A 25,942-nucleotide genomic window follows, 5' to 3' on the forward strand; every position below is an offset into this window, starting at 1 on the left:
AAGCAAGCTGTTTGAGAGTTTGAGCTCTCAAAACTGAGCAACGAGTGAGCAAGTTTGCAGCTAAGCTGCATATTTGAATGTTTCCGCTACGGGAAACGATTCTCCATAGAAAGGAGGTGATCCAGCCGCACCTTCCGATACGGCTACCTTGTTACGACTTCACCCCAATCATCTATCCCACCTTCGGCGGCTGGCTCCTTGCGGTTACCCCACCGACTTCGGGTGTTATAAACTCTCGTGGTGTGACGGGCGGTGTGTACAAGACCCGGGAACGTATTCACCGCGGCATGCTGATCCGCGATTACTAGCAATTCCGACTTCATGCAGGCGAGTTGCAGCCTGCAATCCGAACTGAGACCGGCTTTGTTGGGATTGGCTCCACCTCGCGGTTTCGCAGCCCGTTGTACCGGCCATTGTAGTACGTGTGTAGCCCAGGTCATAAGGGGCATGATGATTTGACGTCATCCCCACCTTCCTCCGGTTTGTCACCGGCAGTCTATCTAGAGTGCCCACCCGAAGTGCTGGCAACTAAATATAAGGGTTGCGCTCGTTGCGGGACTTAACCCAACATCTCACGACACGAGCTGACGACAACCATGCACCACCTGTCTTGAATGTCCCGAAGGAAAGGTACATCTCTGCACCGGTCATTCAGATGTCAAGACCTGGTAAGGTTCTTCGCGTTGCTTCGAATTAAACCACATACTCCACTGCTTGTGCGGGTCCCCGTCAATTCCTTTGAGTTTCAGTCTTGCGACCGTACTCCCCAGGCGGAGTGCTTAATGTGTTAACTTCGGCACCAAGGGTATCGAAACCCCTAACACCTAGCACTCATCGTTTACGGCGTGGACTACCAGGGTATCTAATCCTGTTTGCTCCCCACGCTTTCGCGCCTCAGCGTCAGTTACAGCCCAGAGAGTCGCCTTCGCCACTGGTGTTCCTCCACATATCTACGCATTTCACCGCTACACGTGGAATTCCACTCTCCTCTTCTGCACTCAAGTCACCCAGTTTCCAGTGCGATCCGGGGTTGAGCCCCGGGATTAAACACCAGACTTAAATGACCGCCTGCGCGCGCTTTACGCCCAATAATTCCGGACAACGCTTGCCCCCTACGTATTACCGCGGCTGCTGGCACGTAGTTAGCCGGGGCTTTCTTCTCAGGTACCGTCACCTCAGGAGCAGTTACTCTCCTAAGCGTTCTTCCCTGGCAACAGAGCTTTACGATCCGAAAACCTTCATCACTCACGCGGCATTGCTCCGTCAGGCTTTCGCCCATTGCGGAAGATTCCCTACTGCTGCCTCCCGTAGGAGTCTGGGCCGTGTCTCAGTCCCAGTGTGGCCGATCACCCTCTCAGGTCGGCTACGCATCGTCGCCTTGGTGAGCCGTTACCTCACCAACTAGCTAATGCGCCGCAGGCCCATCCTCAAGTGATAGATTGCTCCATCTTTCCAGTTTCCTTCAGGCGAAGAAAACAAGTATTCGGTATTAGCTACCGTTTCCGGTAGTTGTCCCAAGCTTGAGGGCAGGTTGCCTACGTGTTACTCACCCGTCCGCCGCTAACCATCAGAGAAGCAAGCTTCTCTTCAAGTCCGCTCGACTTGCATGTATTAGGCATGCCGCCAGCGTTCGTCCTGAGCCAGGATCAAACTCTCCAATAAAGTATTGAAAAGAGCGATTAGCTCATTTTGAATCTGACGAGATTAAAAATCTCATTTGTGCTTCGAAACCATCCAGTCCGAAGACATGTACCGATTTCTCAGCGTCGATCTTGCAAGCAAGACCATTACTCACTCGTTGTTCAGTTTTCAAAGATCAAACTTTTTTTTCGCGTCAACGCTGTGTTTCAGCGGCGACTTAAATAATATATCATATCGACGAATCCAATGCAACAGTTTTTTTATAATTTATTAATTTAGTAGATTCAGTCTCCTGAACACCTCATTAACTCTTAAAAACTACATCGTTATCGCGTAGTCATTATTCTATCATAGTTGCAGCAGGTTTTCCAATTGATTTACATTTTTCTTCAATTTATTTAAGTGTTCACTTTAATACATTCTGACACATGATAATGTTTTTTTATCCTTCTCTAATCTTCTATAATACTTGCTCTCTCAAAGTGATTTTCAACGCATAGTCAAAGAGAGCCAACCCCTAACGGTTGACTCTCTTTATTTGAACTAAATCAAACCCTTATCTCATTAATCGTTGACCACCCTTATTGCTGAATCCAGGGATTACGACGGCTTTTAGTTGAGCTGCGTTTGTTTGTTTTCGTTTTACGAGCTTCAGCTTCTTTGGAAGATACCGATACTTTAGAAGTTCTTTTGCCTGCTGGCTTGGCAGTTCTGCGTTTCGCTACCCCACTTTTCCCTGCCGTTTGTTTCGCTTTATCACCATTGTTGTCATTTTCTCCACCTTCGAAGTTGGTCTGACTAAGATTAGCTTCCTCACGACCACTTTTCTTACCCCCAGCGTGCTCTTGGGATGGATATAGTTCACCAAAAGCGCCTAGTGGGGATGGCGGCACCATATTTTGTGATGGATATGGATTTTGATATGCGTACTCAACGGGTTGATACGGAACTGCAGGTGGAGCCATATTGGGATGCCCGCCATATGGACTATACATTCCCCAAGCAGGATCATTGTACCCTGGAGCTACGTGACCATAATTTGGCGCATGTGTATGTCCTCCACATCCACATGGCGGATATGGAAGTACCGAATAAGGAGAGATAAATGGCGGCTGATTCATGGCATGCTCCGCGGCGAAAGATGGGAACGGGCTATTCACTTGAGCAGAAGGTGCTTGCGGATATGCATTATTAGCCACCATTGGAGCGGAATTCGGCATTGCATTGTTATGATTAAAATCAGGTTCATTATTGGATGATAAGTGTTGCACCTCATATGGACTTATATCCGTTATCCCTGGGAAACCAGCATTGTTACTATACCCAGCAATATACGTTGCTTGTTGCGCAGTATACACCTCTTGTGCAGGTACAGGAACCTGGGTATATGGGTATTCTGCTGGTGCATGGTGAAGTTTACTTCCACAACCACATGGAGATTTGGTCGCAGGTGACACTTCAACTGGAGCTTTTGTATTCGGTATAGCTGGCAAAGGCATAATTTCAGGTGACAGATTCGGCATTGTATACTTCGGAGCTTCTGGAAGAGGCTTTACTTGTGCCGTTGGCGCAAGGTTTTCTTTTTTCTCCGGCTCCTTCGTTGGCTTAACTTCTGGAATTTCAGGTAACTGAGGTAGCACTTCCAGTTCAGGCATTACATTAGGTGGCACGGGATTAGCCGGCTTAGGCGTTGGAGCAGGCTGTTCTTTGATCGGTTCGGGCACTACCGGTGTAGGTGGTGGGGATGATGGTACTGGAGCTTCCGGTGTTACCGGCTCCTCTTTTACACCCGTATATTCTTTTCCCTCAGGAGAGAGCTTTTCATGAGCTGCAACATTACTCGCTCCGTTCTCAGTTCCTGTGTTGCCCTGAACTTGCATGGAAGGAATGTATACTGTCTCCCCCACCAGAAGTGCATTTGGGTTTTTCAATTGTGGATTGGCATTAATCATATCCTTCAGCGGGACGCCCCATGCCTGCGATAACTTCCACAACGAATCTCCTTGTTGAACTTTATGACTGTGCAATACTCCCTCAGGTTTGGGTGTTACAGGTGCAGCAGGAATCTTCACCTTCATCCCAATATCCAGCTTATCCGGATCGCTGATTTGCGGATTGGCCGCAATAATTTTGTCGAGCGCCACATTATATTTTTGGGACAGCAGGTACAATGTGTCGCCTTTTTTCACCATGTGTATTTTCACTGGGAACTAACCTCCTAGACGTGATACTTGGGCAGTGCATTCGCCCATACCGTTACTACATCCTATGCAGAAACTAGGCTAATGACATCACCTAAACAAAAAAAATCCTTCTCTCTTCAAAAACCGCATACTTTGGGGTATGACGATCCCTGATAGATCAGAAGGATTTCACGTTCTATATTCAGCTGTATTCGTTGTTTAGGCTTCCCAAACTTTGTATCCGTCTTTGTCCACAATTTGTCGGAACGCTTCAAGAAGTTTTAATGTGATCGGACCTGCAACGCCTGAACCGATTGTTCTTCCATCAACTTCATAAGCAGCGATAACTTCTGCAGCCGTACCTGTGAAGAAGACCTCATCCGCGATGTAGACATCATGGAGGGTAAACGGAATCTCTTTCAGCTCGATGTTCAGTTCACCACATAGATCAATAATTGCCTGGCGCGTAATCCCTTCCAAGGCACCAAGATAACAAGGCGGTGTGTAGACAACCCCATTTTTGATAATAAAAATGTTATCGCTAGAACCTTCAGTAACATAACCTTGAGAGTTCAACATGATCGCTTCACCAGCACCTGCATAGTTGGACTGGATTTTGACAAGTACGTTATTAAGATAGTTCAACGATTTAATTTTGGGATTAAGTGCGTCCGGAATATTACGACGTTGGGAGACAGATACAGCTTTCAAACCAGTAAGATAAGCTTCTTCTGGATAGATGGCCAATTGCTCCACAATAATAATCACAGATGCTTTTGGACAACGCAGCGGATCTAATCCCAAGTTCCCAGGACCCCGCGAAACAATTAAACGAATATAACCATTGCGCATATCGTTACGACGTACTGTTTCAGCCATCACGTCTAACATTTCTTCATAAGACAGAGGGATGTTTAGATTAATGGATTTGGCTGAATCATACAATCGATCCAAATGCGCCTTGCATCTAAAAATGTTTCCGTTATATATCCGGATACCTTCGAAAATCCCATCTCCATACAAAAAACCATGATCATATACCGAAACAGTTGCGTTCTCCTTGGTCACAAATTGACCGTCCAAATAAATCCACTGTTCTGACATGGATGACTGCACCTCCGTTAAATGTCCTATCCTTCACTCACGAAAAATATCATCAGATTCACTTATTGTACAACAATTGACAAGCATTCACGTGTGAGAATTACCCCATTTTTAGTCCCAACCTCTATTAATCCAGCCCATGTTTAGGTTGTTTTCAAAGAGGGATAAGTAAAACAAGGATAACTTCCAAGGACACGCACCTGGCAATTCAAAGCCTCGATCTCTGCCATCGCTGCCGTCAGCAGCACAGAATCAACAGCTTCTTTTACATCAATATAAAAATAATAACTGCCAAGCCGCTTCTTCGTTGGACGCGATTCGAGCCTGGTCAGATTCAGCTTACGCCAAGCAAACGCGGACAACACCTGATGAAGGGCACCAGGTGCATCCTCAGGTAATGTAACCAATAGACTCGTCTTTACATGATCCGGTTCACGGGGAATCTGAACAGGCTCATGACCAATCAAAACAAAACGAGTGTAGTTATTGTCATGATCAGTAACTCGCTCAGCCATAATATCCAAGCCATGCTTCTGAGCGGCTAATCTTGTACCAATCGCAGCCCAGCCTTTACCTGGGTTCTTCTTAACCAGTTCCACCGCCTCAGCTGTACTGTTCACTCCCTCAAGATCCGCATCAGGAGAATGTGTACGAATGAAGTTCTGGCACTGCGGGATGGCTACCGGATGAGACATGAGCTTGGTGATTTTTCCAAAATCATATCCACCCTCATCGTTCCTAAACTCCGAGCCATGTCCGATAACATTCTGAATTGATGGGTATACCCATTCAGCTTGCATCGCAATATCCACTTCATTAACGAGCCAGTCCATATGTAGACTAACCGAGCCTTCAATCGTATTCTCGATTGGAATGACGCTATATTGAGAATTCCCGCTATCTGTCGCACGGAAAACATCTGAAATGAGTTTGGAGTGAAGCAATTCTAACGGTTCACCATTAAACAGGAAATCGACTGCTTCATGGGAGACTGAACCTTCTGGCAATACTGCAATTCGTTTCATGCTTTAACGTCTCCTTTAACTCTGTGCAAAAAAGGTGTGTCGTCTTGATCAGGCAACACCGTGACACCATCGAGATCCGGATCAAGCCACATCGCTGTCGCCGTAATGCCTTCACGCCCCATGGTATCGATTAAATATTGCTCAAGTTCTTTTTTTCGTTGACTATGGCGATCTACAAAGGTAATGACAGTTGGACCCGCACCACTTAATGCAGCACCAAGAGCCCCGTGATCTACCGCGTGCTCCAAAATCTCTGCCATCCCTGGAACTAATGAAGCTCTGTAGGGTTGATGCAAACGATCGGACATCGCTTTATGAATCATATCTAAGCGTCCACTCGACAGTGCAGCCACCAAAAGAGAAGACCTGCTGATGTTGTGCACAATATCAGGCATTCCGAATTGCTGTGGAATGATACCTCTCGCTTTGGTTGTGGATAGTTGAAAGTCTGGGACAATCACTAACGCTTCTAAATCCTGAGCCGGCTCAATACGAATATGATCTACATGATCTCCATCCCAGGCCGCTGCGATAATCCCGCCATACAAGGAAGCACCTACATTGTCTGGATGTTTCTCTAGCGAAGTAGCCATGTCCAAGAGCTTCGTGTCTGATAAAGGTGAACCAATTAACGCATTAGCTGCGGCTAGAGCACCAACAATAGCGGATGCACTACTTCCTAAACCACGTGTAAGTGGAATATTGGACAGCATAGAAATCTCCAGTTCGGGAACGGAGACTCCCGCTTCATTGAAAACCATCTGCGCAACCTCGTATATCAGGTTAGATTTATCCGTCGGTAAACCAGTTAGATGGTCTCCATGCAGATGAAAGGTTGTCTGCTCAGCAGGTTTCATTTCAAGCCAAGCATATAAAGATAAAGCCATACCCAGGGTATCAAACCCTGGGCCTAAATTTGCTGTACTTGCAGGTACTTTGACTGTAACTTTTTGTTTCAGGCTCATACGGACTGTTGCTCCAGTTGTGCAATTGCCGCCATAACCGCTTCTTCCGTATCTTCCACAACAAGTGGCTCTGTTGCTACTGTTTTAATTGCGATATTTGGATCTTTCAAGCCGTGACCTGTCAATACACAGACAACAGTCTCTCCACCTTTAAAGTATCCTTCTTGTTTCAATTTATATACTCCTGCGACCGAGGCAGCAGATGCAGGTTCAGCAAAGATACCTTCACGAGCCGCAATGGTGCGGTATGCTGTCAATATTTCTTCATCCGTTACGTAGTTGATCTGTCCACCGGACTCTTCAGCTGCAGCAACCGCTGTTTTCCAGCTTGCTGGATTACCAATTCGAATAGCTGTAGCCACTGTTTCAGGTTCCAGGATCGGTTCACCTTTAACGATAGCCATAGCACCCTCAGCCTCAAAACCAACCATACGTGGCAAGGAATTCGATTTACCTGCCTCTTTGTACTCTTTGAAGCCTTTCCAGTATGCAGAGATATTCCCCGCATTACCTACTGGAATCGCCAATACATCTGGAGCTTGACCCAATTGATCTACCACTTCAAATGCAGCTGTCTTTTGTCCTTCAATACGGAACGGATTGACAGAGTTTACAAGTGTGATAGGATGTTTAGCCGTGATCTCACGGACGATCTCCAAGGCACGGTCAAAGTTACCATTAATCGCAATAACTTTAGCACCGTAGATCATAGCTTGAGCAAGCTTACCCAGAGCGATGTTGTTATTCGGAATCAACACGATACAATTCAAACCACCGCGAGCCGCATAGGCAGCAGCAGCAGCAGACGTATTACCTGTTGAAGCACACATGATCGTGCGACTTCCTTCTTCCATTGCTTTTGCTACAGCCATAACCATACCACGGTCTTTGAATGAACCACTTGGGTTCAAGCCTTCATATTTGAAATATAAGTTCAAGCCAAGTTCTTTAGACAGATTTTCTGCATGAACCAGGGGTGTATTTCCTTCTTGCAGCGTAAGCATAGGTGTATTTTCATTAACCGGAAGGTATTCTTTATAAGTTTGCAGTAGTCCTTGATATCTCATTGTAAGTAAGCTCCTTTGTCGTTTAAAGTTCCACATTGGGTTCTATATAGATTCATTTCATTATAGATCAGTGCATGTGTTGTCATTGAACGCAGAATGTTATCCTTCAACTCGGTATACACTCTTAATTCGGCGAATAACGTTAAGTGATTCAAAGTGCCTAAGCACCTTGTCCATGCTTGCCTTGCTTGCATTATGGGTAACAATAATAATCTCAGCATCAGGGTTAGTCTCATTAGGTTGTTGAACAACCGATGCCAGACTCACCTCATACTCTGCAAAAATTTGCGTGATTTGTGCGAGTACCCCTGCCTTATCGTCTACATGCAACAAGATGAAGTTCTTCGACAAAATCTGTTCGTCACTTTGGAGCCGTTTAGGTTTATAAGGTACGATTGCTTTAAGCCCATTTACCCCAAGCTTAAGGTTTTTGATGACAGCCACGATGTCAGCTACAACAGAAGTTGCTGTTGGAAGCTCTCCTGCTCCTGCACCATAGAACATCGTCTCCCCTACCGCTTCACCATGAACATAAACGGCATTGAAAACCCCGTTAACGGAGGCAATCGGATGATTCTGTCTAACCATTGTAGGCTGAACACTAATCGTGATCTCGTCATCTTGACGGTCAGCAATACCGAGTAGCTTCATTTCATATCCGAGTCTTCTAGCATACGTAATATCTTCACGGGTCACGGATGATATCCCACGAACTGTTACATCCTGCAACTCAACATTGGTACGAAAACCTAATGTGCTCAATATCGCCATTTTACGAGCGGCATCGAGTCCCTCTACATCTGAAGTAGGGTCAGTCTCTGCGTAGCCAAGTGCCTGTGCTTCTGCCAAGACTTCCTCATATGAGGCGCCTTCCTGGCTCATTTTAGTCAAAATATAGTTCGTTGTGCCGTTCACGATCCCCATAATTCGAGTAATTCGATCCGATGAGAATCCCTCAATTAGAGTACGGATGATGGGAATTCCACCAGCTACGCTGGCTTCATAAAATACGTCACACTGTTTCTCCTGTGCCTTCGCCAATATCTCAGACCCATGCAGAGCCATTAAATCTTTGTTAGCTGTTACAATGTGCTTGCCGCGCTCCAATGCTTCCAGAATATACGCTTTCGTCTGATCAATCCCACCCATAACTTCGACGATTACATCGATATCGGGGTGTCGAATAACTTCCCAAGGGTCTTCTGTGAGCTTTGCACGATCAACGGCAATAACGCGATCTTTCTCTGTATTCTTTACAGCAATCTTCTCAATAACTATGGGAGAGCCGACCTGACTGCTCAGATCCTCCTGGTTCCCCTCTACGATGCGAACGACCCCTGTACCTACAGTTCCCAAACCCAACAATCCTACTTTTACTGGTTTCACTAACGACATACCCCCTATATCTCTTCTTGCTGTCACCTCTGTACTGTCGTACATCTGAACAACTTGTTCAACCTATATTGAACGTTATGAAGATAACGTCTCGTTAACCTTGCCCTACAATGCGGGTGCGACGAACACCAGGCATTTCCTGCATTTGCTCCAACATGTCTCCAATCTCTCCGTGAAGATGCGATATTTCTACCGAAATAACAACGTTCGCTCTTCCTTGAAGAGGAATACTCTGATTAATTGTAAGAACGTTAGCACCATAACCAGCCACATGTCCTAACACACGAGACAATATTCCAGACTGATGCTCCAGATCAATGGAAATGGTAACGATTCGTTCTCGTTCCAATTGATTGATCAAATGAATGCCGTCCTTATATTTATAAAAAGCACTGCGGCTTAACCCAACCTGCTCTACGGCTTCATGCACCGTTTTGACATCTCCCGCAGCAAGAAGCTCTTTCACTTGCATCGTCTTCACGACAGCTTCAGGCAAAATGTCTTCACGTACCAAGTAATAGCGTTCGTTCACAGAACGTCCTCTCCTCAAAGACTCATGTATTCATATAGTGGACATTATATAGGATGTGGCGCAAAAGGGCAATACATTACATGTCTATTTTTTAAAAATATGTTCTTCACAGTATACAGCTTATCCCACGTTTATGTTATATCCATTGAACTAAAACCTATCTACACTGTTTTCTCTGCCCTTCGTCGTTCTCATGTAAATGTCTGATTTCATTTATATAAAAAAACAAAAAAAGCACAGAACTGCGGGTTGTTATCCCACTGCTCTGTGCAATTATTTAAATCACATTATGCATCGATCCAACATGAATGACGCTTAGTAGTAACTGCTACTCTCAACGAATTCAAATTCAAAGTCGCCGATCCGTACAATGGTACCCTCTTCTGCACCACGTTTACGCAACTCATCATCCACACCCATATAGCGCAATGTACGCGCAAGTTTGAGGATTGCCTCATGTGAGTTCAGCTGCATACGTTTCATCATGCGTTCAATTTTGGCACTTTCAACAATGAAGGTATCATTCTCACGCACAATGCGGAAACCTTCATCCTCTTTTTTGTCCAAACTAAACACTTTACGTTCCGAAATATCCGCTACTTCTTCAACAACTGGTTCATCCGGGATCTGATCTAACAGATCAGCCGCACGGTACAACAGCTCTTGAATCCCTTGGCGAGTAAGCGACGAAATTGGCATAACTTCAATATCCGGATGAATCTCACGAACCTGTTGCAAGAACTTTTCTAGATTCTCTGCAGATTCCGGCATATCCATTTTATTTGCTGCCACAATCTGTGGTCTCTCCGCCAATGCAGAATTGTATAGTTTCAATTCATCGTTGATTTTTTGCCAGTCTTCAAAAGGATCGCGTCCTTCTGAACCAGACATATCAACCACATGCACGATGATACGAGTACGCTCAACATGGCGTAGGAACTCATGTCCGAGTCCGATCCCTTCATGCGCACCTTCAATGAGTCCTGGCAAATCTGCCATGACGAAGCTACGACCTTCGCCCACACCAACCACACCCAGATTAGGTGTAATAGTTGTAAAGTGATACGCCCCGATCTTTGGTTTAGCTGCTGAAACGACAGACAGTAATGTTGATTTGCCGACACTTGGGAAACCCACAAGTCCTACATCTGCCATTACTTTGAGTTCAAGCACGATGTATCGCTCTTCGCCTTCTTCACCGTTCTCAGCAAGTTCAGGTGCAGGGTTATTTGGTGTGGCAAAACGAATGTTACCGCGTCCGCCTCGGCCGCCTTTGGCAACAACAACCTGCTGACCGTGACGTGTCAAATCGGCCAGTACTTCACCGCTGTCCTCATCAACAATAACTGTTCCTGGCGGGATACGAACAATCATATTCTCCGCATTGGCACCGTGTTGACTTTTGTTACGGCCTTTTTCACCACGCGGAGCCTTGAAGTGTCGCTGGTAACGGAAATCCATCAACGTCCGCAAACCTTCATCTACGCGGAAAATGATGTCAGCTCCTCTGCCTCCATCGCCCCCGGCAGGTCCGCCGTTTGGTACATATTTCTCACGACGGAACGAAATAATTCCGTCTCCCCCGTCTCCGGCTTTCACATAAATCTTCGCTTTATCTACAAACATTGGTTAACCCCTTCTTCCTATATTCCACACGGCATTCGGAATTGTATAAACGTATCCTCAGACGGAAGTTGCTCCGTCCTGACTTTTTTTCCTTTAAGTACGGCTTCAAGATGCCTTACCGTTTCTGGATCGGGTGCTTGATCCCCGTCCAATCGGACAACCACATCTCCATGATCCTGTCCGAAGCTCAAGGTCAGTTTGCGAACCTCTCCCCAAGACGACCGGCCGCCGCCAAATTGATAGGCTCGAATTGCATCCGCAATCGCCCCCGTTAGTGACTCGCCATCCTCGGGAGAAACCAGAGCATTAAGCTGCAACTCTTCCTCAACTTCAACATGCAATTCCAATGCAACTCCACTAGCTCGGAAAGATTGCAGGTAAAACACGAGTGAAGGAATACCTAATTTTGAAATTCGGCTTTCCTCAGTAACCCGTTCCTTTATTCTTTCCACACATTGCACTGATTTATCAAGTTTGCCTAGTCGAAGATATCCATACAATACCTGAAGATCGTTCATCCAGTCATGCCGATGATGATTTAATGATGCGATTGCTGTTTTTTCCATAGATTGTACAATTGTTCTGCGTTCTGCCTCCGCTTGTCTGTTCATCAGATAGAGCGAAACCACCAGCACTGCAACGGACCACAACGCACACACAATACCTGAAATGACTGATGGATACAGCATAACGAAAACCAAAGGAATCAGAAGCGAACATGCCGCAATCCACGGCACTCTTTTCCAAGATTTCATGGCTTCTCCCCGTTCTACACTAACTCGGCTAGTTTAACCCCACCGTATCCAAGTATAACATGTCTTTTATGTCAGTTCATTAGCGATTACTCTTAAAATACAAAAAGCCTCCGGCAAAAATGCCGAAGGCTCCTTAGGCGGAATGCCGATATTATGCTTCTACTGTAGCTGCTACTGGAGCAACGTCTACAGGATAGATGCTTACTTTTTTACGATCGCGTCCCCAACGTTCGAATTTCACAACGCCGTCAACTTTCGCAAACAAAGTGTCATCTTTACCGATACCCACGTTAGTACCTGGGTGAATTTTCGTTCCGCGTTGGCGAACGAGAATGCTACCACCAGTTACTTTTTGGCCGTCAGCACGCTTAACGCCAAGGCGTTGTGCATTACTGTCACGTCCGTTCTTCGTGGAACCTACACCTTTTTTCGATGCGAACAACTGAAGATTTAATTTCAACATGATTGGTTTTCCTCCTTCTTAAATTATTTGGATTGCTCTATCTTAATATACTTACCGTATGACTCTGCAATGTTAGTGAGCATAACTACCATGGATTCGAGTAACAATTGTACCTGAGAAAAAGTTTCATCTTTTGAAAGCGAAGGTAAAGAACCACTCAAAAAGCCATTCTTCATTTTGGTATCCATCTCGATACCAGTCAACGCCTCAATCGAGTTAACTGTACCTACTGTAACAGCAGATACCCCGGCACATACGATATCTTCTCCCCGCTTGGCAAAATTAGCATGCCCTTGGATTGAGAAGCGTTCGATGTTCCCATCCTCATTACGAAAGATTTGAACGATAATCACTTATCGCACCTACCTTACGCTTTGATTTTTTCGATAGTTACTTTAGTGTACGGTTGACGGTGACCTTGCTTCACATGGTAGTTCTTTTTCGGTTTGTATTTGTATACAACAACCTTTTGACCTTTGCCATGTTTCTCCACTTTAGCCGTTACAGTAGCTCCGGAAACCAATGGTGTACCTGCTGTCAAACCTTTATCGTTAGATACAGCCAGGACACGGTCGAACGTTACGCTTTCGCCATCGTTCGCAGTCAATTTCTCGATGAACAGAACATCGCCCTCTTGGACTTTGTACTGTTTACCACCTGTTTCAATAATTGCGTACATTTGCCTTGCACCTCCTCATGTCTCAGACTCGCCCGGTCTCAGGTGACAGCTCCTTGCGGAACCATTCTTGTACCCGGCCAGTGCGGTTACAGCATGTGCAAGACCAAATAGGCTAAACACATACCTGCTGATTATATCACGCAATATATTAAAAATCAATGCAAAGGTGAAATATATCTTTTCCCCGTTCCATGACAGGACGAACATAGCTCTACATAAGGTAGAGTGCTCTCTTCACGCACCTTTTTACGCGTTAGTTCCAACAGTCCCAATTTGGTCCAGCCCATTACAAACGCTTTGGTGCGATCTTTCTTGAGCTCACTCTCCAGTGCTGCGGATACTTCTTGACGATTCGAGGCTTCCGTCATATCAATGAAATCTACGATAATCATGCCACCGATATCTCTTAACCGCATGAGACGCGCAATCTCAATCGCCGCCTGCATGTTCGTTTCCGTCACCGTCTCCTCAAGACTATCTCCACCCGCTCCAGTGTATTTACCTGTGTTTACATCAACCACCGTAAGCGCTTCTGTGTGCTCTATAACAATATACCCACCTCCGGGTAACCACACCTTACGAGCAAAATCCTTGTTCAATTGCTCTTGCACCCCATAAGCAGCAAATATCGGTTCTGGCCCCCGGTGCACCTGTACTTGCGGCTGGTGTCCTGGACTGATCTCCTCAAGCAGAGCTGTCACTTCACGAGCTTGCTCCTCGCTATCTGTAATCACCACATCACTACCTGGCGTGTATACATCCCTGATAATCCGCTGTACCATACTTTGATCCCGATGAAGCAAGCTTGGAGAAGGCAAACTGTTCGCTTTTTCACGAATCAAACGCCACTGCTCACGCAATGTTTCAAGGTCAGATTCAATCGCTTCACGCTGTTCCTCTGCAGATACGGTGCGGATAATAAGCCCTTCCTCATCCCTCTTGAGCTGATCACCAAGTGCTTTGAGGCGTGAACGATCCCCTTCACGGGCGATCTTCTTAGACACGGCTATATAATCTGCCATCGGCATATAGACAAGCCATCGACCCGGCAGTGAATAATGAGTCGTCACCCGAGCTCCTTTACTTCCCACGGGTTCCTTCAGAACCTGAACAATCACATCCTGACCCGGACGAAGCAATTCTGAGATCGAAGGCTTCACTTTAGGCTGCTTCTCCAAGTGAGGATGCAACACGTCATCAACGTATAAGAAAGCATTTTTTCTCTGACCGATATCCACAAAAGCAGCCTGCATACCCGGTAATACGTTGACTACACGCCCTTTGAAAAAGGAGCCTAGCAGCCCTCGCTCTCGTGTACGCTCTGCTGTAAATTCCACAGCTTTGCCTTCTTCCAGAAGCGCCATTTGCATGAGGTTATGTTCATTATGTACAATCATTTGTTTCATGGCTTCACCTCTAGAAGACAATTCACATCATCCACATCCATTTCTATATCATTGCAATACCCATATGTACATGTATTACCCCAATGAAGGGCAGGTTCACCAGCAACTTATCACTTATCAGCATTTTGTTTGAAATAGGAACTGATAATCCGTTGCTCAGGCAAAACAGCTAAAATACGCCCCTGTCGGTTCATCACATATACCATATGGTATCTCTCTCTCTTTAATAGACGCAAAATGGTGTCCAAAGGTTTCGCCGGAAATGAGATTATCGGCTGTGCCAAACTGCCCATAGCTGCATGATGAACAAAAGCCCCTTCTCTATTCATTAAGAAGCGGATAAATCGATAAGGAATATTACGATAATCTGTAACGTTGGAGTAGAACAGAAACAACCCGACTAAGAGAATATTTAATGGGAGTCCGTAATCGCCAGCAATCCAGCGCACCACAGCATACACAATAACCCCTGTACTGACGAGAATACTTATTCTGTACGTCCACATGAGGGTTGTATAATAAGGAGCAATCAGACTGACAAGTGCCTGTACAATTTTACCACCATCCAGTGGCAGGATCGGCAGCAGGTTGAATAAGGCAATAAGCAAATTCCCTTGGATAATGTAGGACAGAAAGATTGGATCCCCAACCTGCATGTATTGCAATAGCAATACTACGCCCACCATGAATATGTTCTGCAAGGGCCCAGCCAGCGCAATCGCAATCTCTCGCCAAGCCGTAAGTTTGCCACCATCCTCAATTACTGCTACCCCGCCAAAAGGGAGCATCTGAATAGATACAACACGGCAACCCAGAAGAGCTGCTGCTGCTGCATGTCCACACTCATGGATGAACACAATGGCAAACAATGTAATAAGCTCAATAAAATGACCGGTTACTAGCGAAGCGAGCATGATGATGACAAAGAATGGATGCATGGAAACACGTACACCCCATAATCTAATCAAGGGCAACCACTTCTGCAGGATCTACGTATTGTTCGCCCTCTTTAACAGCAAAATATAAGGTTGCGGGTTGCCCATCAGTGCTTGATTTTAGGCTCCCCACTGGAGATCCTGCCTCCACCCAGTCATTCACTTCAACTTCACTCTCGTGTAATCGCCCATATATCGCAGTCACATTGCCGGTATGCTGAATCACAACCGTTATGCCACTTTCCGCGTCCCCCAGAACCTGAAGTACACGCCCAGCATCAGAGCTGACTACTTGCACAAGGCTTGCACCAGCAGCTTCAGGTACGATTTCCACACCCTTCATGCTCAAGGCAAAAGGCTGCACAATGGTTCCCGAGATCGGTTTTGCCATAAGTGAACGAATTCCTGATCCATTGACAACATCTGTTGTATGTCCTAACACAGGTAAAAAGGAGGGTGGGCCACCAAAGTTCCGATTATACCAAGCGGCCATGGAGGCAAAGTCCATGTCACGATGAAGTGCGTCCGTAATTACTGTTTTGGGTGAGACGCTCCATGCATTGTTCAACTGAAACAATCCCCATACCGCACCGAAGATAACAGCACTAATGACTATACGACGTGCTAACGACTTCACTAGATTAAACCGAACCGGATGATCTGATCCGTAGTATCCATTCTCTTTTTTCCATAAAGTCTCCGGATCTCGCTCTTGCTCCGCCCCCAAATTCTTCGCACTGAATAACCCATTCTGACGATCTGCAACCGGCTCGGACGGCTGTTTCCTCCATGCATTCGAATCTGTCCTAGAATTGACTTCCCGCTCTTGAATAATCTCCCTCGTTGCATCATTCAGTAAACGCCGGATGCGCTCTTCTCTTCTCTGCTTGATTCTGAGTTTGGCATTCATAACATATCCTCCCGCCGAGGCTTGTTTAAGATATTCACTTAGATAAGAATCAGAATTCTCTTACTATATCCTATGAAGGTTCCACTCATAATATGAACAAGCCCTAGGTTATTGCGTAAGACTACTGCAGCATGCTCCTTGCTTTTGCATATTCGGTTCTGATGACCTTTCTATAAAAGTTTCTATAGACTTTCTATGATGGAGAAAACGCAAAAAAACCGGGCTGATTGCCCGGCTTTATGTAATAGCTATCTCATAATAGGGTCGTCATTAACCCATACCGAAGAATTTTTTGAAGCGTGTGAACGCGCCCTTTTTCTGCTCTAACTGCATCAACGGAACGGTGTCTCCCAAAATACGACGGGCAATATTGCGGTACGCAATCGCTGCATTCGAATCTGGATTCATAACCGTTGGCTCTCCAGAATTCGCCGCTTTAATAACCAATTCGTCATCAGGGACAATGCCGATTAGATCAATGTTAAGCACCTGCAGTATACCGTCAATATCGAGCATATCGCCCGACTTCACCATGTTGTTACGGATACGGTTCACAACGAGCTTCGGAGATTGGATATGTGAGCTTTCCAGCAAGCCGATCACACGATCTGCATCTCGCACAGCAGCGTTCTCAGGTGTAGTTACTACAATCGCTTGGTCTGCCCCTGCAACTGCGTTCTTGAATCCTTGCTCAATCCCTGCAGGACAGTCAATAATGACGTACTCAAAATCTTTTTTTAGCTCCAAAATAATATCCTTCACCTGTTCTGGTGATACGGAGTTCTTATCTCTCGTTTGTGCTGCAGGCAGCATATATAGTTCTTCGAAACGCTTATCTTTTACTAAAGCTTGATTCAGACGGCAGCGGCCATCTGCCACATCACACAGATCATAAATGATCCGATTTTCGAGTCCCATTACGACATCAAGATTTCGAAGACCGATATCCGTATCTACTAGACAAACTTTTTTTCCGAGCAATGCCAGCGCAGTCCCGATATTTGCTGAGGTGGTGGTTTTACCTACGCCGCCCTTACCCGAAGTGATCACGATTGCCTCTCCCATGAGCTACACTCCTTTAAACACATTAAAATCTCGGCGCAACCGAACGATATTGCTCATCTTGTCGATCTGCATCTGATTGTCCTGCAAATAAGCAAATTCCATCCCAGCCTCTCGACTCTCCCATTCATCAGGTGGACGACTGATAATATCTGCAATACGAAGCTGAGTCGGTGCAAAGACCGATGCCGCTATGATCGCAGTTTCGTCCCCACTGATGCCTGCATGAGCCATACCTCTGAGTGAACCCATTATATATATATCCCCGGTACACGTCACCGTGCCGCCCGGATTGATATCTCCAAGAAACAAGAGATTTCCATCATGATGAAGCACCTGACCTGAACGCACCATACCACACATCGTCATAATCGGCGGTGGCCCTTTAACCTCTGGTTTAAGGGCTGGCGAATCAATGGAACGAATAAGTAAATTACCTTTTTGCTTCAATATATCCAGAATCGACTCTTTCTGGTTCTCCGTGACCTCACGACTGCCTAACTTAATATCCACATGAACGATCGGCCCGGTCAAAATATTTTGATGGCTGTGTTCCAGCTTATAGCGGAGCTCATAGAGCAATTCCTCGAATTCACATTGATCGTCCAACAGGAAAACCAAGCCGTCTCGGATGCCTTTAATCGTTACGTGATTCGATTTTACCGTCATAAGCCTGTCCCTCCCATCTCATTACATTTCGTGCCGGAGCCCCCAAGTTCCTGCTTCTGGTCTCACAAATGGTTCAGGATGCTTCTTGTGGCTTTTTCTGCCTCTTCGTTATTTGCTCCATTTGCTTGCGCAAAGGAACATAAATGATCAATGTGAACACAAAATGAATAAATAAATTAGGAATCATATATTCAAACAACGCCCAATCAAATGTCACATGGTTCAGACGGAAAAGCTTGTATAGGAAAAATAGTACCGTGTCATTGAGCAAACTCCCTAAAAAGACAACCGTAACCATGATTGGCAGCGGTGCACGCGGAGCCTGAAAAATGAGTCCGATCATATAAGCTGACAGCCCCATGGAGAAGCCATAAGGTCCGATCATTTCACCATAGAATACCACATCATGGAGAAGCCCAAACAGTATACCTAGCACTAACGCTGTATGTCGATGATGATAGACAGCGAAAAAGAGAATCACAATATAAACCAGATTGGCAGAAATCCGCATCTGCCATGCCTCAGGAATCAGCAGGGGGAGTATCGTTCCCTCAGCAATGAACAGCACGAACAACAACAGAATCAAGACTTGCTTACGCGTAACCACTATTCCTTCACCTCAGGTGGAATGATTACGATAAGCTCTTTCCAATCTAGAAAACTGGCATAAGGCTCAATGGTAGCGGTGCTTGTTAAACCGAATTCACTTTTCTCAACACTCTTGACCTCGCCAATTCGCATGTATTTCGGGAAGTTATTAATGATACCTGAAGAAATAATTTCGTCGCCTTTTTTGATATTCGAATCTTCAGCGATCTTAGTCATTTTCAGCATACCTGTCTTCGGATCATAACTCTCGATCATACCAAACACTTTCTCCTTGCCAACGGCTGTAGCCGCAATAGCATTCGAATTGGGATCATTCGCATCCATTGAAGTCAACAGATTAACGGTTGAAGTGTATGAGCTAACATGACTGACTACACCAACAAGCCCCTGCTGTGAAGTTACCGCCATCCCAGGCTGGATGCCTGCATTTTCTCCAATGTCGATGTTAATCGTTCTACTGTTAGGATCAGAATTGGCACTAATAACCTGTGCAATACGTGACCCGTAGTTATACCGGTTCTTCTGTTCATCTGTAAAATTAAGTGCTTCTTGTAATTGCTTGTTCACTTGCTCCATATCATTATACTTCAATCGATCTCGGGTGTAGTGACCCAATGCAATCCGGAGTTCTTCATTCTCTGAATATACCGCACGCATGTTCGCTACATCTTTGAAAAAGCCCGCTACATAAGAAGCGGGCTTGTAAAATACGTATTGTACAAATCCGACTGAATCCTTCAGGAATTTCTCCGGCCAGGATAGAGCGGTTCGCGGACCGAGCGTAAAGCCCATCAACGCGATAAATGTAACAAGGCCCACCAGCAAAACAAAAAGTCTTTTGTTGCCCAGCAGCTTAAACAGTTCCAACACCCTCTAACATCCATTATTCTCTTCCGAGCCATGCCCGGTGGGGAGACTGTCAGATCATAGTCCCGTCGAGAATATTCACAAGCCTCCCCGGGCAGCGGGTAATAGCTCTTTCGGCTGTACCGACCCTCTTCATTGGCTATTGTCTCTTAAGGATTTCGACTACCTTAAGAGACAATTCGAATACAATTATCGTTTAGAACGAACTGCTGAACTGCTTCTGCTTTTGAATAAATGGATGTTCTCAAGAGCTTTTCCTGTCCCGATTGCCACGCAATCAAGCGGGTTCTCCGCCACAATAACCGGCATACCTGTCTCGCCTGCAAGCAACTTGTCCAAGTTACGCAGCAAAGCGCCTCCGCCCGTCAGAACGATTCCACGATCCATGATATCCGCTGCAAGCTCAGGCGGACACTTCTCTAGTGTTACTTTAACTGCGTCAACGATCGCATTTACCGTATCTGCCAGTGCTTCACTGATTTCGTCAGATGTAATCGTAATTGTTTTGGGCAGACCTGTTACCAAGTCACGACCACGAATTTCCATGGTCTCCACTTGCTCAAGCGGCATAGCTGATCCAATGTCCATTTTCAATTGTTCGGATGTACGCTCACCAATCATCAGGTTATATTGACGTTTAATGTATTGAATAACGGATTCATCCATCTCGTCACCTGCCACACGCACTGAACGGCTTGTTACAATCCCGCCGAGTGAAATAACCGCTACTTCCGTCGTACCGCCACCAATATCTACAACCATGCTGCCCGTCGGCTCCCATACAGGAAGGTCAGCACCAATTGCAGCAGCAAAAGGCTCTTCAATAGTGTATGCTTCACGAGCTCCAGCTTGCTTGGTTGCGTCTTCTACAGCACGTTGTTCAACGGCTGTAATGCCGGAAGGTACACATACCATTACGTTAGGATGACGTTGAAACATCGAACGTTGTTTTTGTGCCTGACGAATGAAATATTTAATCATCGTTGCCGTTGTATCAAAATCAGCGATAACGCCGTCTTTCATCGGACGAATGGCACGGATGTTCCCCGGCGTACGACCAATCATTTTTTTAGCAGATTCACCCACGGCTTCAATGCTTTTAGTATCTGTGCGCAGAGCGACTACGGAAGGTTCCCGCACCACAATTCCTTTTCCACGTACATAAACCAATGTATTCGCTGTCCCCAAATCAATCCCCAAATCTTTCGTAAAACCACCAAACATGACGTAATCTCCTTTTCTGCCTCATATAGCCGCCCCAGCTTGAGAGCTAGAGCGTTTCATTTGCATTCATACCGCAATCGCGGAGCTAATATTTGCATTCATTTTTTTGTTGTATCCATCGTTTAGTTGCATCAGTAAAGTGAACCTATCTTCTACGGACAACGCCGTCATCATTCATAGGAAAACATCAACGCCAACCATTATATTATACTAAGCCCTTCTCCTTCAAACTTACGTATGTTCCATCTCCGATAATAAGGTGATCTAGCACGTCTATACCTACGATGCTACCGGCTTCAATCAGTCTCTTGGTGATTTGGATATCCTCCGGGCTTGGCGTTGGATCACCGCTAGGATGGTTGTGCGCACAGACAATAGAGGCGCTACTACATTTGATGGCAGCTCGAAACACTTCACGTGGATGGACAATCGAAGCATTAAGGCTACCCATGGAGAGTGTTTCCTGGGCAATAATATGATTTTTGCTATTCAAAAAAAGGCACACAAAATGTTCCTTTTGCAAATAACGCATTTGTTCAACCAGAATATCCGCCGCATCACGTGGTGTCCGGATGGATGACGATTGTGTCAGCTTGCTCTTGGCAATGCGATGTCCAAGCTCAATACTCGCTTTTAATTGCACAGCCTTCGCTTTGCCGATACCCTTCATGGCGGTCAGCTCTTCGAGACTTTGATCCATCAACGAACGGATCCCACCGGCGTCAGTTATAATCCGCTGTGCCAGATGCACTGCAGATTCATTCTTCGTACCTGTTCGAAGTAAAATAGCCAGCAGTTCTGCATGGCTTAATGCGCCCGCCCCATATTCCATCAAGCGTTCTCTCGGGCGTTCTTCTTGGGGGATGTCGCGCATCATATACTGAGCCGACTCCATAGGTTCCCTCTTTTCACATCGTCAATCCTCAAGATTCATGCTCTTGGCAGTACATGGATTCCGAATCCATCTAACATGTCACTTAGCAAAGGTAAAGACAAGCCTACCACATTAAAGTAGCATCCTTCAATGCGGTCTACTAGTGAAGCGCCAATACCCTGAATAGCATATGAACCTGCTTTGTCCATCGGTTCTCCAGTCTGAACATATCCACGAATGGTCTCTTCAGACAATTCCTTCATGGTCACATCTGTCTGTCGGTAATTCACCACAGATTGCCCATTACCAGCATCAATACACGCTATCCCCGTAAATACACGATGTGTACGACCCTGAAGTTTGGTCAACATTCGTTCAGCATCCTGCTCATCTACGGGCTTCCCTAAAATTTCGCCATCCAGAACCACAATGGTATCACTACCTACAATGACTGCGTCCGATCCACGACCGTTAAGATCCCGAAAGACTGCGAGCGCTTTACGCATCGCAAGTTCCTGAACCGTCTGTTCAGGCGTCCATTCTGCGGGTGTGTCTTCATCTGCATGGCTTGGTATTACTTCAAAAGCTAAGTGAAGTGAAGCGATCAGCTCTTTGCGCCGCGGCGAAGTGGAGGCAAGAATTATAGGGCGCTGTTGTACATTTTCCACAATAAATGGCTCCTTATGCTACAGCGACATCTGCTCGTATCACAAAAATTGATGTCGTTTGTCTATTTTTCTCGTCATAATTCGTCATTCTCCTACAGTCTGCGATACAGCCATACGGCAAATATAATCCCACACAGACTTAGGAGGCTCATTTGAAATTGAAGTGAAATGTCATAACTAAAAATATCTAGATCAGCCTGAGGCGACCAACGAATGGTCGTGGCTTTAGTCAGAAAAGCTACAGCCTTAACGGGCTGTAGTGCCTTGGCGATCCAAGCTCCGGCTAACCAGCCGAGCAATAGGAACAATATTAACATGCCGAAGTTTTTTTTCATCGGTTATCTTCCCTCGCCATTTTTTGACACCCACATTATTATACGGGGTTTTGTACGTCAATACAAACACAAATCCGGCAAGGGGAACTATTTCCAGTTCCTTGCCGGACAGGGATTCCAAGTCATTGTTATGCGAAGAAATGTTATTGTTTCATCATCTCAATCCACTGTTTCTGCGCCAAAACATATTCCATCAGGTTAGCCTGAACCGTCCACATGTGCACATCAGCCGGATTTTTATTGTATTCAGTCACCGCTGTAATTGCACTGTTCATTGACTTCTCCATGCTAGAAACAATCGTACTCGCCTCAGGGTTAAGCCCTTGAGCCAAGCTGTTAATACCGCTCAACCACGATTCATGCTGGCTTTGCAATACACTCATTGTTTCAGCAGGAACCGCCTGAGGTGTAGTTTGTCCAAGTTGATTGATCGAGAGCGTGGATAACTGATCTACCAGCGCGGAGCTACTCGCAAAAAGATTCTCCACATCCTTTTCTAATCCACCCCATGCAGATAAATTAATGGCAGGCACTGTGATTTCTTTGACATACAATTCAACGCCCTCAGCCTTCAATCTGGAGCTTAGCAATTTGGCTTCTTCACGATCCGCAGAGATACCTGCATACACCCGATTTCCATCCTCTGGATCAGTACCTGCAGCTATCCCTACCTGAGCCAACTCAAGCTTGGCTTGTTCCGCACGTTCAGGTGAACTGAAGACGCCATATTGCAGAGCATAATAATTGCCTCCGGTCATTGCCGCCTGATTCGCTTCTCCTGCCGCTGCTGTTATTTCTTGTTCTGCCGCGGTAGACACCGTCTGATTCCCTGGTAAGTTTACAATGGAGTCTGTGCCATCTTTATTAAAAAAGGACAGAATCACTATTCCAAAGAGTGCCCCGGTGACTAGAGCACCCGTCACTGATCCAATCATTTTCCAACCTCTTGGAGGACGATTGCGCTTATATGAATACTGGTCATGGGTTGCTAACCAGTCATGGTCTGTGTATTCTGGGTTGTTCCTTGTAGATGCTGGGTCATCTTCAGGCAGGTAATCACATGGTTCTGAATACGCATAAGGAGACTCTGTAGCATTAGGCTTATTATCTTCTCCTTTTTTGGGATTGGAACGAAAATCAGAACCGGGCTCGGATGGGCTCATGCTAGTTAGAACCGTCTCACCCCAATCTACAGGGATATCTTCTGGTTCCCATGCTGGTGTTTTTGCTATATGCAAAGGCTCTTGGTTCTGTGGGATCTCCTTTTTTAACACCAAAGGCTCCTTTACCACTGACTGTCCTTTATTTACAGGCTTGTCCGACTCCTTATCCCCAAAACGAAACGTCATTCTAGCATTACTCACCCCGAACCCTCTCCTTTGTCCATAATAGAGGTTGCTCAAAAAGGATCATTTTACCTTTACGATCATGAAAACCGGTCTTTTTGAACAAGCATGTATTACAGCTATATGCATTGAGAGGCCAGATTAGAACCTCTCAAATGCAAAAACCGCCTGCTTCACGAAGAAGACAGACGGCTTGCATGACACATATATTTTCGGTTCTCTGAGTACAAAATGAGCTATTTCAAAGATTTGGCCAGCGTGTCGCCAACCTTCCAAATATCCCCCGCACCCATTGTAAGTACAAGATCTCCTGGCTGTAAACGGTGCTGCAGATCAGCCACAACATCTTCCTTCGTTGGAAGATATCGTGCAGAAGCATTACTGTTCTGAACAATCAATTCTACCAGTTTCGCAGAATGAACACCTTCGATTTCTTTTTCACCAGCAGGCGAATAAATGTCTGTAATCAGCACCTCATCCGCTTCGGCAAAAGCACGACTGAACGCATCCAGCAAGAAGAACGTCCGTGTGTAACGCTGCGGTTGGAACACGGCAATAATCCGTTTCCCTGTCGCTTTAGCTGCACTAATGGTCGCTTCAATCTCTGTTGGATGATGGGCATAATCGTCGATAATCAACATGTCACGCGCTTCACCCAGCACCTGGAATCTGCGTTTGGCTCCATGAAACTGAATAATCGCTGCTGTAATTTGCTCGAATGGAATACCTGCTTCCAGACAAGTAATGACTGTAGCCATAGCATTATAAACGTTATGTTTACCCGGCACAGACAGTTCGACGGTTCCCATCGCTGCACCTTGATGATTCATTGTGAATGAAATGCGGCGATCGCCCAGCACGATATCTGTTGCTGTATAATCTGCAGCCTGATCAATACCATACGTTGTAACACGTGACTTCAATGCCGGAAGAATGGCTTGCACATTCTCATCGTCAGCACATACGATTGCCGTGCCTTCTGGACGAATCTGACTCAGAAACTGCACATATGCTTTTTTGAGTTCCTCAAAGTCGCTGTTGTAGTTCTCCAAATGGTCAGCTTCAATGTTAGTCACAATACCGAGCCAAGGATGATATTGTAAAAATGAACCATCACTCTCATCGGCTTCAGCAACGACCCAGTCGCCTTGACCAGCCTTCGCATTGGTGCCCACATTCATGATCTCCCCACCGATAATATACGTTGGGTCTGTATCACATTTTTCCATAACAAGGGCAATCATGGACGAGGTTGTTGTTTTACCGTGCGCCCCAGCAACAGCTACTCCCTTACGCTCGTTCAACAGACGCGCAAGCATCTGAGCTCTGTGCAAAATCGGGATATTGAGCTGCTCTGCCGCAACCCGTTCCACATTGTCAGCCGGAGCTGCCGTTGAGTACACAACCAAGTCAGCACCGTTAACGTGCTCCGCCGTATGTCCGATATATATTTTCGCTCCTTTGGCTACCAACTTCTCGGTCAACTCCTGTGAAGCGACATCCGATCCGGTAACGGTGTATCCCATCTCAAGCATAACTCTGGCGATGGCACTCATACCATATCCGCCAATTCCTATAAAATGAACGTGTTCCGATGTATTT

The 25,942-nt window shown here is 45.8% G+C and carries 25 protein-coding genes and 1 rRNA gene; all 26 read right to left on the bottom strand.

Features of this window, described 5'->3' with window-relative positions; genetic code table 11:
- Positions 1-109: 109 nt before the first annotated feature.
- Positions 110-1,662, bottom strand: a 16S ribosomal RNA gene (locus V6W81_RS22740).
- Between the two features lie 560 nt (positions 1,663-2,222).
- A complete protein-coding gene (locus V6W81_RS22745) occupies positions 2,223-3,845 on the bottom strand; it encodes a LysM peptidoglycan-binding domain-containing protein (RefSeq protein ID WP_338540464.1) in 1,623 nt (540 codons plus the stop codon).
- A 198-nt stretch (positions 3,846-4,043) separates the two neighbouring features.
- Entirely contained in the window at positions 4,044-4,928 is an 885-nt protein-coding gene (gene ilvE, locus V6W81_RS22750) for a branched-chain-amino-acid transaminase (RefSeq protein ID WP_056697918.1), read from the bottom strand.
- A 143-nt stretch (positions 4,929-5,071) separates the two neighbouring features.
- The gene (pheA, locus tag V6W81_RS22755; protein WP_056697921.1) at positions 5,072-5,953 is read right to left on the bottom strand and encodes a prephenate dehydratase; all 882 of its coding nucleotides are present in this window, start codon (positions 5,951-5,953) and stop codon (positions 5,072-5,074) included.
- Positions 5,950-6,918 carry a homoserine kinase gene (gene thrB, locus V6W81_RS22760; protein WP_338540465.1) on the bottom strand — a complete coding sequence of 323 codons (969 nt, stop codon included), beginning with the start codon at positions 6,916-6,918 and terminating at the stop codon, positions 5,950-5,952. The genes pheA and thrB overlap by 4 nt, the downstream gene beginning before the upstream one ends.
- Complete coding sequence (gene thrC / locus V6W81_RS22765; protein WP_056697925.1) at positions 6,915-7,985, bottom strand: threonine synthase; 1,071 nt, start codon at positions 7,983-7,985, stop codon at positions 6,915-6,917. The genes thrB and thrC overlap by 4 nt, the downstream gene beginning before the upstream one ends.
- Positions 7,986-8,084: 99 nt before the next feature.
- Positions 8,085-9,371: a homoserine dehydrogenase gene (locus V6W81_RS22770; RefSeq protein ID WP_338540466.1), complete on the bottom strand. Its 1,287-nt coding sequence runs from the start codon at positions 9,369-9,371 to the stop codon at positions 8,085-8,087.
- Between the two features lie 103 nt (positions 9,372-9,474).
- Positions 9,475-9,912 (bottom strand): ACT domain-containing protein, encoded by a 438-nt coding sequence (locus tag V6W81_RS22775; RefSeq protein ID WP_056697934.1) that lies wholly within the window; start codon positions 9,910-9,912, stop codon positions 9,475-9,477.
- Positions 9,913-10,227: 315 nt separating this feature from the next.
- Complete coding sequence (obgE, locus tag V6W81_RS22780; protein ID WP_145049935.1) at positions 10,228-11,538, bottom strand: GTPase ObgE; 1,311 nt, start codon at positions 11,536-11,538, stop codon at positions 10,228-10,230.
- A 17-nt stretch (positions 11,539-11,555) separates the two neighbouring features.
- Positions 11,556-12,293: a Spo0B domain-containing protein gene (locus V6W81_RS22785; protein ID WP_338540467.1), complete on the bottom strand. Its 738-nt coding sequence runs from the start codon at positions 12,291-12,293 to the stop codon at positions 11,556-11,558.
- 151 nt (positions 12,294-12,444) lie between these two features.
- On the bottom strand, positions 12,445-12,756 hold the full coding sequence (gene rpmA / locus V6W81_RS22790; protein WP_056697942.1) for a 50S ribosomal protein L27: 312 nt from the start codon (positions 12,754-12,756) through the stop codon (positions 12,445-12,447).
- A 23-nt stretch (positions 12,757-12,779) separates the two neighbouring features.
- A complete protein-coding gene (locus V6W81_RS22795; RefSeq protein ID WP_338540468.1) occupies positions 12,780-13,109 on the bottom strand; it encodes a ribosomal-processing cysteine protease Prp in 330 nt (109 codons plus the stop codon).
- 14 nt (positions 13,110-13,123) lie between these two features.
- Positions 13,124-13,435, bottom strand: coding sequence for a 50S ribosomal protein L21 (rplU, locus tag V6W81_RS22800; RefSeq protein ID WP_056697947.1), 312 nt, complete (start codon positions 13,433-13,435; stop codon positions 13,124-13,126).
- 155 nt (positions 13,436-13,590) lie between these two features.
- Positions 13,591-14,841 (bottom strand): Rne/Rng family ribonuclease, encoded by a 1,251-nt coding sequence (locus tag V6W81_RS22805; protein WP_145049929.1) that lies wholly within the window; start codon positions 14,839-14,841, stop codon positions 13,591-13,593.
- A 110-nt stretch (positions 14,842-14,951) separates the two neighbouring features.
- A complete protein-coding gene (locus tag V6W81_RS22810) occupies positions 14,952-15,809 on the bottom strand; it encodes a M50 family metallopeptidase (RefSeq protein WP_145049927.1) in 858 nt (285 codons plus the stop codon).
- Positions 15,802-16,686, bottom strand: a complete 885-nt coding sequence (locus V6W81_RS22815) for a M23 family metallopeptidase (protein WP_145049925.1) — start codon at positions 16,684-16,686, stop codon at positions 15,802-15,804. The genes V6W81_RS22810 and V6W81_RS22815 overlap by 8 nt, the downstream gene beginning before the upstream one ends.
- Positions 16,687-16,956: 270 nt before the next feature.
- On the bottom strand, positions 16,957-17,751 hold the full coding sequence (gene minD, locus V6W81_RS22820) for a septum site-determining protein MinD (RefSeq protein ID WP_056697960.1): 795 nt from the start codon (positions 17,749-17,751) through the stop codon (positions 16,957-16,959).
- Positions 17,752-17,754: 3 nt separating this feature from the next.
- Positions 17,755-18,417, bottom strand: coding sequence for a septum site-determining protein MinC (gene minC, locus V6W81_RS22825; RefSeq protein ID WP_056697963.1), 663 nt, complete (start codon positions 18,415-18,417; stop codon positions 17,755-17,757).
- A gap of 73 nt (positions 18,418-18,490) precedes the next feature.
- Positions 18,491-19,024 carry a rod shape-determining protein MreD gene (gene mreD / locus V6W81_RS22830; RefSeq protein ID WP_056697967.1) on the bottom strand — a complete coding sequence of 178 codons (534 nt, stop codon included), beginning with the start codon at positions 19,022-19,024 and terminating at the stop codon, positions 18,491-18,493.
- Positions 19,024-19,896 (bottom strand): rod shape-determining protein MreC, encoded by an 873-nt coding sequence (gene mreC, locus V6W81_RS22835; RefSeq protein WP_145409200.1) that lies wholly within the window; start codon positions 19,894-19,896, stop codon positions 19,024-19,026. The genes mreD and mreC overlap by 1 nt, the downstream gene beginning before the upstream one ends.
- A gap of 186 nt (positions 19,897-20,082) precedes the next feature.
- Positions 20,083-21,117 (bottom strand): rod shape-determining protein, encoded by a 1,035-nt coding sequence (locus V6W81_RS22840; RefSeq protein WP_056697973.1) that lies wholly within the window; start codon positions 21,115-21,117, stop codon positions 20,083-20,085.
- Positions 21,118-21,322: 205 nt separating this feature from the next.
- Positions 21,323-22,012, bottom strand: coding sequence for a RadC family protein (radC, locus tag V6W81_RS22845; protein WP_338540469.1), 690 nt, complete (start codon positions 22,010-22,012; stop codon positions 21,323-21,325).
- Positions 22,013-22,047: 35 nt separating this feature from the next.
- Positions 22,048-22,659 carry a Maf family protein gene (locus tag V6W81_RS22850; RefSeq protein WP_338540470.1) on the bottom strand — a complete coding sequence of 204 codons (612 nt, stop codon included), beginning with the start codon at positions 22,657-22,659 and terminating at the stop codon, positions 22,048-22,050.
- A 92-nt stretch (positions 22,660-22,751) separates the two neighbouring features.
- Complete coding sequence (locus V6W81_RS22855) at positions 22,752-22,994, bottom strand: DUF4321 domain-containing protein (RefSeq protein WP_145049917.1); 243 nt, start codon at positions 22,992-22,994, stop codon at positions 22,752-22,754.
- A 143-nt stretch (positions 22,995-23,137) separates the two neighbouring features.
- Entirely contained in the window at positions 23,138-24,358 is a 1,221-nt protein-coding gene (locus V6W81_RS22860) for an SPOR domain-containing protein (protein WP_338540471.1), read from the bottom strand.
- Between the two features lie 218 nt (positions 24,359-24,576).
- The gene (gene murC, locus V6W81_RS22865) at positions 24,577-25,896 is read right to left on the bottom strand and encodes a UDP-N-acetylmuramate--L-alanine ligase (protein ID WP_338544051.1); all 1,320 of its coding nucleotides are present in this window, start codon (positions 25,894-25,896) and stop codon (positions 24,577-24,579) included.
- Positions 25,897-25,942: the final 46 nt, after the last annotated feature.

The organism is Paenibacillus tundrae (genome assembly GCF_036884255.1).
Classification (GTDB): Bacteria; Bacillota; Bacilli; order Paenibacillales; family Paenibacillaceae; genus Paenibacillus.

Bases quoted from the DNA above. Each gene is read 5' to 3' on its own strand.
- V6W81_RS22855 (WP_145049917.1), bottom strand. From the start codon at position 22,994: ATGAAAAAAAACTTCGGCATGTTAATATTGTTCCTATTGCTCGGCTGG.
- pheA (WP_056697921.1), bottom strand. From the start codon at position 5,953: ATGAAACGAATTGCAGTATTGCCAGAAGGTTCAGTCTCCCATGAAGCA.
- minC (WP_056697963.1), bottom strand. From the start codon at position 18,417: ATGACGGTAAAATCGAATCACGTAACGATTAAAGGCATCCGAGACGGC.
- V6W81_RS22805 (WP_145049929.1), bottom strand. From the start codon at position 14,841: ATGAAACAAATGATTGTACATAATGAACATAACCTCATGCAAATGGCG.
- rpmA (WP_056697942.1), bottom strand. From the start codon at position 12,756: ATGTTGAAATTAAATCTTCAGTTGTTCGCATCGAAAAAAGGTGTAGGT.
- V6W81_RS22815 (WP_145049925.1), bottom strand. From the start codon at position 16,686: ATGAATGCCAAACTCAGAATCAAGCAGAGAAGAGAAGAGCGCATCCGG.
- minD (WP_056697960.1), bottom strand. From the start codon at position 17,751: ATGGGAGAGGCAATCGTGATCACTTCGGGTAAGGGCGGCGTAGGTAAA.
- V6W81_RS22840 (WP_056697973.1), bottom strand. From the start codon at position 21,117: ATGTTTGGTGGTTTTACGAAAGATTTGGGGATTGATTTGGGGACAGCG.
- thrB (WP_338540465.1), bottom strand. From the start codon at position 6,918: ATGAGCCTGAAACAAAAAGTTACAGTCAAAGTACCTGCAAGTACAGCA.
- thrC (WP_056697925.1), bottom strand. From the start codon at position 7,985: ATGAGATATCAAGGACTACTGCAAACTTATAAAGAATACCTTCCGGTT.
- obgE (WP_145049935.1), bottom strand. From the start codon at position 11,538: ATGTTTGTAGATAAAGCGAAGATTTATGTGAAAGCCGGAGACGGGGGA.
- V6W81_RS22785 (WP_338540467.1), bottom strand. From the start codon at position 12,293: ATGAAATCTTGGAAAAGAGTGCCGTGGATTGCGGCATGTTCGCTTCTG.
- rplU (WP_056697947.1), bottom strand. From the start codon at position 13,435: ATGTACGCAATTATTGAAACAGGTGGTAAACAGTACAAAGTCCAAGAG.
- murC (WP_338544051.1), bottom strand. From the start codon at position 25,896: ATGAGTGCCATCGCCAGAGTTATGCTTGAGATGGGATACACCGTTACC.
- ilvE (WP_056697918.1), bottom strand. From the start codon at position 4,928: ATGTCAGAACAGTGGATTTATTTGGACGGTCAATTTGTGACCAAGGAG.
- radC (WP_338540469.1), bottom strand. From the start codon at position 22,012: ATGGAGTCGGCTCAGTATATGATGCGCGACATCCCCCAAGAAGAACGC.